The 14,149-nt window shown below is 63.2% G+C and carries 11 protein-coding genes (1 of these 11 cut by a window edge); 4 read left to right on the top strand and 7 right to left on the bottom strand.

Annotation, left to right across the window (positions count from 1 at the left end; translation table 11 throughout):
- Positions 1-348, bottom strand: partial view of a LytR/AlgR family response regulator transcription factor gene (locus tag AAA969_RS03835; protein ID WP_338243822.1) — the 5' portion only. The gene continues 462 nt to the left of window position 1, outside the view; the window shows 348 of its 810 coding nt (coding positions 1-348); it begins with the start codon at positions 346-348; its stop codon lies beyond the left edge, outside the window.
- 499 nt (positions 349-847) lie between these two features.
- Here AAA969_RS03835 and AAA969_RS03830 point away from each other — a divergent pair, with 499 nt between their 5' ends.
- Positions 848-1,696, top strand: coding sequence for a LytTR family DNA-binding domain-containing protein (locus tag AAA969_RS03830; protein WP_338243820.1), 849 nt, complete (start codon positions 848-850; stop codon positions 1,694-1,696).
- Between the two features lie 405 nt (positions 1,697-2,101).
- The gene (locus AAA969_RS03825) at positions 2,102-5,164 is read left to right on the top strand and encodes a TonB-dependent receptor domain-containing protein (protein WP_338243818.1); all 3,063 of its coding nucleotides are present in this window, start codon (positions 2,102-2,104) and stop codon (positions 5,162-5,164) included.
- A gap of 54 nt (positions 5,165-5,218) precedes the next feature.
- On the opposite strand, the gene AAA969_RS03820 is transcribed toward AAA969_RS03825, so the two are convergent.
- Genes AAA969_RS03820 through AAA969_RS03810 form a run of 3 tightly spaced genes read right to left on the bottom strand, consistent with a single transcriptional unit; the run spans position 5,219 to position 9,328 of the window.
- Entirely contained in the window at positions 5,219-7,045 is a 1,827-nt protein-coding gene (locus tag AAA969_RS03820) for an ATP-binding cassette domain-containing protein (protein WP_338243816.1), read from the bottom strand.
- 6 nt (positions 7,046-7,051) lie between these two features.
- Positions 7,052-8,482, bottom strand: a complete 1,431-nt coding sequence (locus AAA969_RS03815; protein ID WP_338243814.1) for a sulfotransferase family protein — start codon at positions 8,480-8,482, stop codon at positions 7,052-7,054.
- A 3-nt stretch (positions 8,483-8,485) separates the two neighbouring features.
- Positions 8,486-9,328 (bottom strand): sulfotransferase, encoded by an 843-nt coding sequence (locus AAA969_RS03810; RefSeq protein ID WP_338243812.1) that lies wholly within the window; start codon positions 9,326-9,328, stop codon positions 8,486-8,488.
- Between the two features lie 207 nt (positions 9,329-9,535).
- On the opposite strand from AAA969_RS03810, the gene AAA969_RS03805 reads away from it, so the two are divergent.
- Positions 9,536-10,072: a c-type cytochrome gene (locus AAA969_RS03805; protein WP_338243809.1), complete on the top strand. Its 537-nt coding sequence runs from the start codon at positions 9,536-9,538 to the stop codon at positions 10,070-10,072.
- Between the two features lie 24 nt (positions 10,073-10,096).
- On the opposite strand, the gene AAA969_RS03800 is transcribed toward AAA969_RS03805, so the two are convergent.
- The 3 genes from AAA969_RS03800 to egtB all read right to left on the bottom strand — a co-directional run bounded on the left by AAA969_RS03800 (position 10,097) and on the right by egtB (position 12,989).
- A complete protein-coding gene (locus AAA969_RS03800) occupies positions 10,097-10,861 on the bottom strand; it encodes a hypothetical protein (RefSeq protein WP_338243807.1) in 765 nt (254 codons plus the stop codon).
- Between the two features lie 14 nt (positions 10,862-10,875).
- The gene (locus AAA969_RS03795) at positions 10,876-11,643 is read right to left on the bottom strand and encodes a class II aldolase/adducin family protein (protein WP_425325030.1); all 768 of its coding nucleotides are present in this window, start codon (positions 11,641-11,643) and stop codon (positions 10,876-10,878) included.
- Positions 11,644-11,711: 68 nt separating this feature from the next.
- Positions 11,712-12,989: an ergothioneine biosynthesis protein EgtB gene (gene egtB / locus AAA969_RS03790; RefSeq protein ID WP_425324988.1), complete on the bottom strand. Its 1,278-nt coding sequence runs from the start codon at positions 12,987-12,989 to the stop codon at positions 11,712-11,714.
- A gap of 97 nt (positions 12,990-13,086) precedes the next feature.
- Here egtB and AAA969_RS03785 point away from each other — a divergent pair, with 97 nt between their 5' ends.
- A complete protein-coding gene (locus AAA969_RS03785; protein WP_338243801.1) occupies positions 13,087-14,145 on the top strand; it encodes a DUF2336 domain-containing protein in 1,059 nt (352 codons plus the stop codon).
- Positions 14,146-14,149 lie beyond the last annotated feature (4 nt).

Here is a 14,149-nt window from a genome sequence, read left to right as displayed (position 1 = left end):
CTGGCGTGTGCGCTGCAGGGTTACCGACAGCCGGTCGGCGTCGATCGGGCGCACAAGGAAATCACTGGCCCCCCGGTCAAAGGCGTCGAGCGCCCGTTCGGGAAAATCACTGACCATGACCAGAAGCGGCGCCTCATCGCCCAAGTCCCGCAAGGCCGGGAGCGCCCGGTCGAGCGAGGCATGGTCCGCGTCAAGGAAGAGCAGGTCCGTCGCCTCGCCATCACAAGCCGCCAGCATGGCCGCTACCGATGCCGTCGCCATCTCGACCCGGGCGTCACCGTGCCGCTGAATCGCACGGACAATATGCGCCCTGGCAAGGGGGCGGCTCTCGAGAATGACGCACCGCATGGCATTTTCTCCGCTACAAATTCAATTGGTTACCCATTAGACGCCAGGTCGGCTTGGCGAAGAAGACGGCCAGCACGACAAAATGACAAAGCGGCCGTTTGGAGGGGCGAACGGTGCGATTTTGTGTTGATCAACCGCGGCGGTGGGCCGGATGAGGGACATTCAAGGACGAATGCGCGGTGCCATTCGTCGTTGTTTCCCGGCTGTTGGGCAGTTTGCGGATACTTCGTCGCCCCGTGCCGCGGCCCGTCGCATGCACCTCGCCCCGGCGCTGCCAGGGTGTTTCCCTGCCTGCGCGTTTCGGACTGTTTTTTTTCGATCCCGGATACGCTTGGGCAGTCACGAGCCCTTATCCCTGCCTTTTGCGTGCGGCGCACCCATGGCGCGTCGCACGCATCTTTTTGTGACCGAACGCGCCTCGAGAGATGTCCAGACGGTAACCTGTCAGACAAGCTCTCCCCATTCGGGCCCGTGTATCCGATAGGTCAGGGAGGGCGGGATGATTCATTCGTGGTGGCAGACCGGTGACCGGGTCACGCAAGCCTTGTGGTGGCCCGTCCTGCTGGCCTCGGGCCTGTCCTGGGCCGGCCTTCTGGCCATTTTCACCCTCATCCATTCCCTTGACCTCGCCCGCCTCGACATCGATCACACAGTGGTCGAGGTGCTTCGGGCGCAGGCTGTGATCATGCTGCCCTGGCTGATCATTTTCCCGGCGATTGCCGTCACCCGGATCCGGCAAGTCCGGGTCGGCACACCAAACGGGATCGCATTGGCCGAACTCGCGCTGTTGGCCCTCGTCGCGATCTTCGCCATCTACCTCCACATCGTCTTCGTCTACGCGCCCTACCTGCAAGCCAGCGCCGAGCGGGTCCTCGACCAGATCCCGCTGATCAACTGGTTCTGGGATCCGGTAATGATCGCCTTCGTCGCCCTGATCAGCGACATCCTCGCGCGCACGCTGCGCCGACAAAGCCCAATGAGCGCACCCTCCACGGGAAGTCTTGTGCTGCGCAGCGGCAACCGGGAGGACATCGTCGCCCTGGCGGACATCACCGCGGTCAGCGCACAGGGCAATTACGTCAGCGTTCTCGCCGGCGATCGCGAATGGCTGCACCGCGCCACCCTGACGGAATTCATCACCCAGTTGACGGGCCTCGACTTCATCCACATCCATCGCTCTCACATCGTCCGGGCGTCGGATATCGCCAGCCATGCCCGGGACCGGGGCCGGATCGTCCGGGTGACCCTGCGGTCCGGGCACAGCTTCCCGGTCAGCGCGCGCGGCAGCGAAAGCCTGCAGGCACACCTGGCATCGGTCGCCAACGGGCACCCCACCGAAGCCTCCTAACGCCCACCGATCGCAGGCCGGGAGCCGACCAACACACAGACACGCCGGCTGCGCCGGTCCTTCACGCCGATGTCCGAAGGCTGACGATCTCGTCATGGTGCGACATCCGGGCCGGGTTCCGGCGCGCGTGTTTAAACCGAGACCCCCAGCGCGATGTCATTCGCAGTCCTCCGGCACTGTCTGTCGCGGATTTCCCGTCATTGGTCGCGCGTCAAGCCGTTGGCAACGCCCTGCCGCGACTGGCGACTTTCGCCTGTCACTGTGTTCGTCCCATCGAGCTCTATTCGTCCCAGACGCCCATCCAGCGGCGTTGTCCGGCTGCGGCGCGGTCAACTGACCAAGCGGCATCGGACCGAATGAAAAATCCCGCCCGACTGCGGCGGTGATCACTCCTGAGGGGATAAAATGAGAGACGAAGACTTCAAATCGCGAATCCTGCGATCCACCATTCTGGCGGGCCTTGCCGCGGCCGGGTTGCTGGTTTCACCAGCCCATGCGCAACAGCCCGTCAGTGTGCCCGACGCCGAAGACGAGGCCGCCGAGGACGAGGACCGGATTGTCGTGACCGGCTCACGCGTGCGGCGCAACAGCTTCACGTCGACCTCGCCCCTGCAGGTCATTGACGAGGACACCATCCAGGAAGCCGGTCTCATCGATGTCGGCGAAATCCTGCGCTCCACCACGGTCGTGCAGGGCGCCCAGCTGGACCTTCAGACGAATTCGCAATTCGTCTCCAATGCCGGTCCGGGTGGCCAGGCCGTTTCGCTGCGCGGCCTTGCCGCCGACCGGACCCTGGTGCTCATCAATGGTCGACGCTTCGCGCCAGCCGGGGTGGAAGGGGCTCCGTCCTTCCCCGACGTCTCGCTGATCCCGTCCTCGATGATCCAGCGCGTCGACATCCTGCTCGACGGTGCCTCATCGGTTTACGGGTCCGACGCGGTGGCCGGTGTCACCAACATCATCCTGCGCAAGGATTTCGACGGCCTCCAGGTTGAGGCTTTCGCCTCGGTTCCCGAGACCAGCGGTGGCTCCCAGTCGAGCGCCAATTTCCTGGTCGGTGGCAATGAGGGACGGGTCAACTTCGTGTTCGCTGCCGAGTTGGTCCGCAGTGAGGAACTGACCGGAACCCAGCGCGACTGGATGGCGCGCGATGGCGGCCAGTACTGCTCCTTTGACATCATCGACAATGGCGACGGAACCACCACCGAGACTTGTGGTACCGGCCACGCCTTCCAGTCCAGCCTCGGCATCCTGCTGCCGAGCTTCACCCTGTTCTACGGGGCTCCGGGCACCACGGCCGCTGACTCGGACCTGGGTGTTGCCGGCTTCGTCAATGGTCGCGGCCCGCTGGCCGGCGGGTTCTCGGACCAGGCTCTCAACAACTCCCGTGTCGTCAACGCCTACGAGTCGCCCGAGTTCGAACGCTCGGTCTTCTTCCTCTATGCCGACTACGATCTCAGCGACACGATTCCGGGCACGCAGTTCTTCACAGAGACCTCTTTCTCCAACCGCCAGACCTATTTCAACGGCGGTCCGGCCCAGTTCACGGTCGACTTCAATGCCGACAACCCGTTCAACCCCTTCGGCGCGCCCGGCTCCATTCTCCTGATGGCCCCTTGGAACAACGAGGCGACCGTCGAGCTTGAACAGTGGCGGACCTATAACGGCCTACAGGGCGATCTCGGTTTCATGGGCGCGCCGGGATGGGACTATGAAGTCTTCGCCGGCTACACACGCTCCATGGGATATTCCTCCCGCACCGTCACGCTGGAGGAAAACCTCAACCTGTCAGCATCGGCGACGACCGATCCGACGTCCGGCCTGCCAGTCTGCGGCGTGCCGACCCCGGGCGGCTTCTTCCAGTCCCGGACACCGGAAAGCTGCGTACCGATCAACTTCTGGTCCGAAAGTCTCTATGGCGCAGACAGCAGCTTCGCGGAGGGCCAGGCCGGTATTGACTGGCTGCGGGGCCAGCGCGAGATCACGACCTTCGTCGATGAGCGCATCGCCGGCGGCTTTGTCACCGGCCCCCTCTTTGACCTCCTCGATGGTGAAGTCTCCGTGGTTCTGGGATCGGAATGGCGCGAGCAGACGCTCGACAGCCGCTCCGGCGAAGTGGCCGCTCGCGGCCTTGGCCTGAACTTCTTCAAGGACCGGTCATCGGCCGGCTCGGTCGAGTTGTTCGAAGTCTACGGCGAGATGGTCGCTCCGATCATTCAGGACCGCCCGTTTGCCCGTGAAATCACCCTCGAGGCGGCCGCGCGTCTGGTCGACCACGAATTTTATGGCCAGAACTCCACCTGGAGTGCGCGCATGCGCTGGATGCCGTTCGACTTCCTGACCCTGCGCGGGACAGCCGGCACGTCCTTCCGGGCACCGAACCTGCGGGAGCTCTTCCTGGGCGGCCAGTCGAGCTTCATCGGCTTCGGCAATGATCCGTGCGGTGTTCCGGCAACCGCCGTCGGCACCGACCCGCTCACCGGTCTCCCGATCTACGCGCCGGGTCCGGACTCCAATGGCGATGGCGTGGGCGATCTCGATGGTCGCGCCCAGATCGTTCTCAACAACTGTCAGGCCGAAGGCGTTGACCCTTTCAGCCTGGGGGTCACGGGAACGTCCGGGATTGAATCCTTCCGCTCGGGAAATCCGGGACTGGACCCGGAAACCTCGGAAGCCATCTCGATCGGCTTTGTGTTCGAGCAGCCGTTCACCGACAGGTTCGACCTGACAGTCGGCGTGAACTACTACGAGATCGAAGTGACGGACTCGATCCTGGTGCCCACAGCCGGCCAGATCCTCGGCAATTGCTATCGTTCCGCCAACTTCCCGAACGATCCGTTCTGTACCCGCCGGGTGCGGGACCCGAACACGCAATATCTGAACGAGGTCGACACAACGCCGTTCAACGTCTCGTCGAACACGTCTGAGGGTCTCGACTACAACATTCGCTTCAATATCGACTTTGATGCGTTTGGCCGGGGTTTCACCTTCACCTCCGACACCGCGCTGACCCAGTCGACCGATATCACGACCACGATCAGCCTTGCCGGCGTGACCAATGTCAACGAAGCGCTGAACACGCTGGGCAACCCCGATTGGCGGGGCACCTTCACCAACCGTCTCTACACGTCGACGGATTGGGGTGACCTGACCTTCTTCCACCGGGCGCGCTATATCGGCGAGGTCAATGTGACCGAGAACCCGAACTTCATCGGGACCGGCACCTCGGCCCAATTCGATGTGCCGTCGGCTCAATACCACGACATTTCGGTGTCGCTGGCGCAGGAGTCCTGGCGCTGGACGGTCGGCATCCAGAATGTCGCCAATGAAGATCCGCCCCAGATCGACGAGGACCTGGCTGCCCAGGGCGTTGGCCTCGGCGGCCTGACCACCCGCAATGTGCCCTCGGGTGGGGGTTACGACCAGGTTGGTCGCCGTTTCTTCATCAATGTGTCGAAGCGCTTCTGATCCCGGGCTGAGAGGCTGAAGGGGGACGGCCCGCGTCGGTGACGCGGGCCGTTTTCAAGTGCGGTAGGGATCCGCCTGCAGGGCGAACAGATCGGCATAGGCACCGCCCAGACCGATCAGGGTCTCGTGATTGCCGGTCTCGATGATACGGCCGTGCTCCAGCAGGATGATCTGGTCGGCCGTCCTCAGATTTGACAGGCGGTGACTGATCAGGATCAGGGACCGGCCCGGCGCCAGCGGTGCGGCCATGAACGCCGCTTCCGCCTCGGCATCGAGCGCCGCCGTGGGCTCGTCGAGGATCAGGATATCGGCGTCCTCGTTGGCGTGAGCTCGCGCCATGGCGAGGCGTTGCCACTGGCCACCGGACAGCTCGACCCCTTCGGCGAACCGTTTTGACAGGCGCGTTTCGACACCTTCGGCTAGGGAGCCCACAAGCTCGGTCGCCAGCCCGGAAGCCAGCGCGCGTTCCATCGCGTCCGGCGACAGCGACGACAGGCCGATGCCCGCCTCGATATTGTCACGGACCGAGAGTTTGAAATTCACATGCGGCTGAAACATCACACCGATCCGGCGCGCCAGGGCGGTCGGTTCCCATTCCGCCAGGCTGAGCCCGTCGAGCAACACCCGGCCCGCGTCGGGCTGGTAGAGACCGGCGGCCAGCTTGACCAGGGTCGTCTTGCCCGAACCATTGATGCCCACAAGCCCGAGGCGCGTGCCCGGAGAGAGGTGGAAGCTGACCCGATCCAGCGCCGGGCCCGGCGCACCGGGATAGGTAAAGCTCACAGCGTCAAAGCGCAGCCCATCACCCGGCGCCGGGCCGGCCATCAGCGTCCCGGCGTTCCGCCCCTCCTCCAGGTCGAGCAGCGCGAACAACCGTGTCACATAGAGGATGTCCTCATAGCTGCCGGTGAAGGCGCCCAGCAAGGCGTTGACCGCATTCTGCCCCTGCTTGAGCAAGCCGATGAGCATCGTCATCTGACCCAGGCTGAAACGCCCCGCAATCGTCACAGCGACAATCCAGAGCTTGCCGCCGAGAAAGACCGCCGAACCGAGCACCCCCAGCAGAGAACCGATCACGGCCTGACGACCCTGCAGCTTCTGGTCCCCGTGGTACATGTCACGGAAAAGGCCGGAGTAGCGGCCCAGCAGGGCATCGCCCAGACCGTAGTGGAGACGCTCACGCGCCGCGGCCTCATTGGTCACCAGGCTTTCGAGATAGTTGCGCTCGCGCATTTGCGGCGAACGGGCGGTGTAGAAACGATAGGCGTCGCCGGAAAACCGCAGATTGCCGATAAAGGCCGGGAGCCCGCCGAGCAGCATCAGGATGATCAGCCACGGGGCGCTGGCGGCCAGCAGCGCGGTGATCGAAATCAGCGTCACCGCAGCCTGCAGGACATCAAAGCCGCGCACCACGAGGGCATAGGGCCGAGCCGCCGCAAACTGCTTGGCGTGGATCAACATTTCCTGGACCCGGGGCAGCTCGATCCGGGCCAGCGAGAAACGGCTGGCCTTGTCCAGGATCAGGCGGGCCACCGCGAAACCGAGCTCGGCATGCAGGCGTGCCTTCTGGAACAGCAACAGCCGGCGGACCACCAGCAGGACAGCGAGGAGTGCGGCCTCCACGACGACCCAGCGCAGGGCCACCATGCGGTCGGCATCAAGCCCGGTATCGATTGCCGCCACGACAGCGTCAATCAGGAGCTTGGAGATGAACAGGGCCGCGGGCGGCAGCAGTGCAGCAATGATGGTGAGCGCGGCAATGGCTGCCGTCAGGCCCGGCCGTGTCCGGGCGATGATGGCCAGCGTGCGGGCCGCGGCAGAGACCCGATCCCGCCAGGGCGGCACCGGGTCGTCTGCGATGGCCGTATCAGGATCGGGCATGAAGGATCAGGCGACCCGGGCCTTCTGGGCCTCGGCCTCTTCGGCAAGGCGGCGAGACAGGACGGCGCCCTTGTGCGGGAAGCCTTCGGCCGGGATCGGTCGGTCCAGGAACGGCGCAAGCCGCTCGAAGCCTTCACCGTCGCAGATATTGATGACCAGGAGATCCTCCGGCCGGTCCTTGAAATAAGCCTGGACGTCGCGAACGTGCTGGTCATAGACCCAGGAAAAGCGGTCGCGGCAGAAATTGTAACAGCCATAGACCGCGGCCCGCAGGAACTGGCGCATGCGCAGATGCACCTCCTCGTCCGGATCCTCGACGTCCTTGAAGGCCGGGCGATTATAGTAATGCCGCGAGACCGAGCCGAGCCAGCTTTCCTTCTCGCGCACGGTCAGAATGAATTTCGAGCCGGGATACTGCTTGTCGAGCTGCTGGTAGATCGGGATCGTGGTGATGTCGGTCAAACCATCGAAATAGCGCAGCAGGGTCAGGTCATACTGGGCGTTGGCAATCTCGATATAGGTGTCTTCATCGATCGGGTAGTGACTGCAGTCGAAGCCAAGCATCTGCAGGCCCGAGGTCAGGCTGCGGGTCCCCGTGCGCGACAGACCGAGCCCGAACACCTTGGGCTTGTCAGCCTTCTGGCCATAGCGGATCCGGTCGGCATTGCTGGCCAGCCAGTGATCCAGGTCAGCGCGCGTGAAGGGCGTCTCGCCGGCCAGGCCGAGCTGGGACAGTTCGGCGTCGGCATGCCGCGGCAGCGCCACGATAAAGTCATGCACCTCGTCAGGGGTCGCGGTGAGCGGCACCATCCGGCGGGCATACTCGACCGCGTGGCGGGCAATGGTGAGATCGCAGAACTCGCCTTCCTTGGTGACCCACTTCTTCATCGAGCGGGTCAGGCGCTGGCGCTGATCCTTGGTCCGGCTGCGCAATTCACGCAGCGCGTATTTCATGAAGATGTGGTGATTGGCCTGGAAGTGATCATGCAGGATGTCGAAATTGCGGAACTGCTTGGCCGACCCCATCGGCTTCATCGCCAGGTTTCTCAACCGGGATTCCGGACGCAGCACGTATTTCAGATCATCCTCCGGCACCTCGACCGCCGCCATGGCGCGAACAAGGTCGATCCGGGTGATGTGAACGCCGCAGTGCAGGCGCCCACGGAAACGGTCGGAGACATAGGCGTCGACGTAAGGCGCATCGCAGCTGTCGATAAACGGACGGATGTTCTCGAGGATCAGGCAGTCCGCGTCGACATAGACGACATAGTCACAGTCATGCTCGATCCGCAGCATCTGGGCGACGCATTCGGTAAACGGCCGGACGTCGTCAATGACATGCACTGCATCGGGCTGGATATTCTCGATCGCCAGCTGGAGCGCCACGTCCCGCGTGCGCTCGTCGATCTGACGGAATACCAGGTCTACTTTCGCCATTGTCTAGTCCCCCCAACGGAACGGCGCATTGGCCGTTGCCGCCATCTGCTCGAACAAGGCGCGATGTTCGGGCTTCATTTCCTGCATCCAGCGCAGATCAAGCTCGATCTCACCGGAATGATTCTCGTAGTAATCGCGGGTACGTGAACCGAGGCTGACAAAAGCCTCGTCCGGATCCTCATAGCGCGACCGCGCTGCGATAAACTGGGTTCCGCTATTGCCGCCGAGGACGTGGTGCTCGACCGCGGCGAAATTGGCCATAGCCGGCTGGTAGTCGAGGCCGATCAGATCGCAGAGCGCCTTAAGCGTCGCCTCCGTGTTCTCGGCCAGGTCCTCGTACCGGATCCGCATCTTGGGTCCGTCGAAAGCGTCGAACAGGGCTTGCGAGGTCGCCATCTTGTCGACCCAGGCCTGGACCTGCTCTGCCGGGTCGCGATCGGGATATTTGCGCAGCCGGGAATTGACCACGGCACGTCCGTCGCGGCTCAGCAGGAGAAGGACAGGTATACCGCCGCCCGCTCGCACTTCCGCCGCCCGGGTCTCGATCCAGCGCTCATCCTTGGTCGAGTCGATAATGACCGACTTGCCGACATGCGCGGCGACCTTGGCATAGAGTGGCGTGCTGCCATCCCACTGGAAGCCGGCCCAGACCGGACAGTCCTCACCACAGATCTTGCACACACGCTTGCGAAGCGGCTTCTTCTCGTCACCGAGATACCGGGCCTTGCCGCCCTCGCCCATGTAAAAGGTGTCGGTATGACTACCGAGCACCATGCCCAGCAGGGTCGAGCCGGAATGACCGGCTCCACATATCATGACGGCCGACAGCCGTGCGCGGTCATGCATCCTGTCCCGATGCCTCTGTTGGGTCCCTGACGATCCTTGTTCGCGATTGTGTTGTGGGAGACAAGCAAAAAAGAGGGGACGGGCTGCGCAGGTGACCCGCTGCGTCGCGGTTTTGCATCATGGTGTCATCGTGCCGCATGTTGAAGCAGACCTGCAGCGGTATAACCTCAGGCCAATCCGAACTGGTCCGCCAAGGAGCGATGATCCATGACACGTGCCCTTCTCGTCCTTCTCGCCTCGGTCGCACTTGTTGGCTGCGGCAATGACGACGCCGCCAGCCCGGCATCAACCGACACAAGCATGGCGGCCGCGAGCCCGGCTTCCATGTCGTCGTCCCGAGACCGTGATGATGACGACCGTGAAGGCGATGATGACGGGGACACAGATGCGTCCGTCATTCTGGCCAGCCTTGGCGGCGACTATGTGAATGCCGATCTGAGCAATGGAGCCCGACAGTTTCGCCGCTGCCAGTCCTGCCACACACTGAATGAGGGTGGCCGCAACTCTGTTGGCCCGAACCTCTACGGGGTCATCGGTCAGCCCGCAGCCAGTCACGCCCAGTTCAGCTATTCCAGCCAGCTCTCGGACGCCGGCCTGGTCTGGGATCTTGCGACGTTGGACGCCTGGATCGAGAACCCGCGCGCCCTCGTCGCCGGAAACCGGATGAGCTTTGTCGGCTTGCGCGACCCGGAAGATCGCCGCGACGTGATTGCCTATATTGCGGTCCAGACAAGCGACGACTGAGGGCTGACGGCCAACGACTGGGAGCTAGAAACGGCGCCAGACTGACAGGAAGACCGCCTCTTGCTCGATCGCGTTGCGGCCACTGGGAGTGATCGACGCGCCAAGCTGGAGTGTCTGGCGTCCGATTGCGCGGCTGAGAGAGAGCTGCAGCTTGTGCTGGTCGAAGCTGCGAAGGCCCGGCTGGTCGTCCTCGATACTCCACACCGAAAAGCTTTGGGCCAGAACCTGCCAGCTCTCGGTCAGCTGCCATCCTGCGGTGAGATCAAGCCGGGCCTCATCGAGCCAAGGACCTTCACGCCAGCGCCATGCGAGTTGCGCTTCCGCGAAGCCGCGCTGGCCAAGACTGCGTCCGGCCAGGGCGCGAACCTCGCCAGCCATGTCACCCGAGCCAAAGGCCTGGTTCGAGACGTTTTCGCCCTGACCGGGAATCAAGGCGGTCAGCTGCCCGGACAGGACGGCCCGCTCACCCTGCCAGATCAGACGCCGCCAACCCAGCTCGCTGGCTGAAAGACCCTGTGCGTGATCATAGGACGGGCCGCGCAGCCTCCGGACATCCTGCCAGGCCAGGCGGGCGACCAGCGTGTCGACATCGGTCAGCCCGAATTCGACATAGGCCGCCGTTTCGTCCTTGTGGAAATAGCCATCATCGATTGACTGACGGTCGGCGTCGTAGGATCGGTCAGCCCGGTCTGCGAGGGTCGTGACGATCAGCAGTCCCTCGCCGCGCGGTTGCGGCCAGGCGCCGGCATGGGCCGGCGCCGTCAGGACCACTCCCGACAGGCCGGCCATGCAGGCCGACTGGATCAGACGTCGAAGCCGGGGCTTTCGCGGCGGACGCGATCGAGAATCGCGGCCCAGGCAATTTCCTTGAAGAACTCGTTCGAGGAGATCTCCCCGGACTGCCCGAAGACGCGATCCTGCATCGTCTCGTCCCATTCGATCAGCGCTCCACCCGCCTGGGCCATGACCTGGATCTTGCAGGCACGCTCCAGTAGATAGATGCGAATATACGCGCTAAAAGGGTGATCGCCAACCGACAACGTTCCATGACTCCGCAGGATCATGAGATTCTTGTCGCCGAGATCGGCGACCAGCCGCTCCTTCTCCTCGGATTCCAGCGCAATGCCCTCATAATCGTGATAGCTCACATCATTGAAGACATTCATGGCGAGCTGCGAGATCGGACGCAGCCCCCCTTTCTGCGCAGCGACCGCAACCCCTGCATCCGAGTGCAGGTGCAGGGCCACGGCTACGTCATGGCGGGCAGCATGGATCGCCGAGTGGATCGTGAACCCGGCCGGATTGATTCCGTACTGCGACGGCGGAAGGACATTGCCGTCCAAGTCCACCTTCACGAGGTTGGACGCCGTGACATCTTCATACAGCAGGCCGAACGGGTTCAGCAGGAAATGCTCCTCCGGCCCGGGGACACGCATCGAGATGTGGGTGAAAAACAGATCGTCCCAGCCATGCATGCGCACCAGCCGGTACAGCGCCGCGAGATCGCAGCGCGCTTTCCACTCCTCGGCCGAAACCTGGTCCTTGACCGAAATGATTGCCTGATCGTCCATGATGGTCTCCCCATGGTTTGTCTTGTTATCGCCAACTTTCGGCAGGATCGGACCTCTGGCCCGCGCCGTCAAATGTCCTTGGCCAGTCGAACACCGGAAAATTGCCAGCGGGCGTCCGGCGGAAAGAAATTTCGGTATGTGCGACGGACATGCCCCGGCGGCGTGGCGCAGGATCCGCCGCGCAACACATACTGGCCGCACATGAATTTGCCATTGTACTCGCCGACCGCGCCGGCGGCCGGGCGATAGCGCGGATAGGCCGAGTAGGCCGAGCGCGTCCACTCCCAGGCATCGCCGAACATCTGACGCAATCCCCGGCCCGGCTGCGCGGCCTGTGCCGCCACATCGGGATGGGCGGAGGCACCCGGCGCCGCGAAACGTCCCTCACCGTCGAGCAGGCCCAAGGTCGCAATTTCCCACTCCCGCTCATCGGGAAGACGGGCACCGCTCCATTCAGCGAAGGCACTGGCCTCGTAATAGGAAAGATGGAGCACCGGTGCATCAGGATCGAGTGGATACTGGCCGTGCAGCGTGAACTCCTCCCAACCGGTTTCGCCCTGCCGCCAATAGAACGGAGCGCTCCACCCTTCCGCCTGGACACGGGCCCAGCCCTCGGACAGCCAGAGCGTGGCGGTCTGATATCCGCCGTCCGCCACGAATTGAGCGTAATCGCGATTGGTTGCCAGCCGGTCGGCAAGCGCGAAGGGAGTCAGGATCGCCTGGTGACGCGGACCTTCATTGTCGAAATGGAAGCCGGAGCCCGCCGCACCAATCTCGACAATCCCGCCCGCGAACTCGACCCATCCCGGGGGGCCGGCGGTTTCCGGCTGCCCGCGGGACGGCGCGGCAAAGGCTCCCGGAGCGAACGGGTGGCGGGACAGCACATGCTTGATATCAGTCAGGATCAGCTCCTGGTGCTGCTCCTCATGGGCCAGGCCCAGCTCAATGAGGGGGGTCAGCGCCTGCGTTGTGAGGTCTTGGTCAACGCTCAGTAAACGCGCCATCGCGTCATCAACATGGGCCCGGTAAGCCATGACATCGCGCAGGGATGGTCGGCTGAGATAGCCGCGCTCGGCGCGGGCGTGCCGCTCGCCGATCCCGTCATAATAGGAATTGAACAGGTAATTGAATTCGCCCGAGAACTCCTGATACCCATCGAGATATTCGCGCAGCAAGAACGTTTCCCAGAACCATGTCGTGTGCGCCAGGTGCCACTTGGTCGGGCTGACATCCGGCATCGTCTGGACCAGCATGTCTTCATCGGACAGACCCGCTACCAAGGCTTGCGTTCTTTCGCGCACACCCGAATAGCGTTCCAGATATGATGTTGATATCATGTCTTCCATGGCTCGAACACCTCCGGGAGCGGGTGCCAATTAACAAGTTTTCAAGGCGTTTGTGTCAGCAATACAGGTCATCCTAATTGATCACAATTCAAGACCCATGGCCGCAAAACCAGCTGAAGCGCTCCACCTTCTCGCGACTGTCCGCGACCCCGAGAAACGCCAGCAGATCGCGCTGGGCGTTACGGAGATGTGCGTGGCGCAGCCGCTCTCCGACAGTGCCGAACCGATCGCCGGCGACCTGCTGATCACCCTGTCAAGCAAGTCTGATCTCAACACAAAAGTGGCCATGGCGAAGAAGCTGGCAACCTGCGATTGGGCGCCACATGCTGCGATCAAGCACTTCGCTTTCGACCAGATCGAGATTTCCGCGATCATTATCGAGAAAAGCGAACAGCTGACGCAGAAGGACATGATCGAGCTGGCAGAGACCGGGACGATCGAGCATCGCCGTCACCTCGCCATGCGCGCCAATCTGTGTCTGCCCGTTACCGATACGCTGGCAAAACCGGGCGAGGCCCTCGTGCTGCGCGCCCTAGCCAACAACGACACCGCTGAAATCTCAGAGCATACGCTCAATGTTTGCCTGCACGTCGCGCGCGAGCACCCGAAATTGCGCGAGGCGTTGGCCCGACGGCACGACCTGTCTACCGACTATGCGACCCAGCTGTGCATCATGCTGCCTGAGAATTGGCGCGAGGAATTGTATCGGCGCTTCGGTCTCGACAAGGCGAAGGTCGAGAACCTTGCCGTCGAAGCCGCCCTTGGCGCGACCCCCGAGAATGTCGACAAGGAAGCCGCACGGATCGTGCAGGATGCGCGCGAAGCCGGAAAACTCACCGGTCGCTTCGCGATGGACGCCCTCAAGGCTGGCAAGGAAGCTGTGTTCGATCACGCGATTGCCGCCCTTTGCGACATCAAGGCCTCGCAATGGCGTGTCGCCCTGGCGATGAATGGTGTCCGGGCCGCCGCCATGGCCTGCCAGGCGGCGCAACTCGACCGCACCGCCTATCCGATTATCCACAAGACCCTGCAACGCTCCGGACGCATCCATCAGGCGCTCGAGGGCGACGCCATGACCGCCGCCGCGAATGTCTTCCGCATGTATGGTCCGGAAAAAGCGGCGAAGGTCTTGCGCCAGATGGGCACGAGGGCTTGAATAA

This window comes from Maricaulis maris (genome assembly GCF_036322705.1).
Taxonomy (GTDB): Bacteria; Pseudomonadota; Alphaproteobacteria; order Caulobacterales; family Maricaulaceae; genus Maricaulis; species Maricaulis maris_B.
This window is presented reverse-complemented; position numbering and strand designations above follow the sequence as displayed.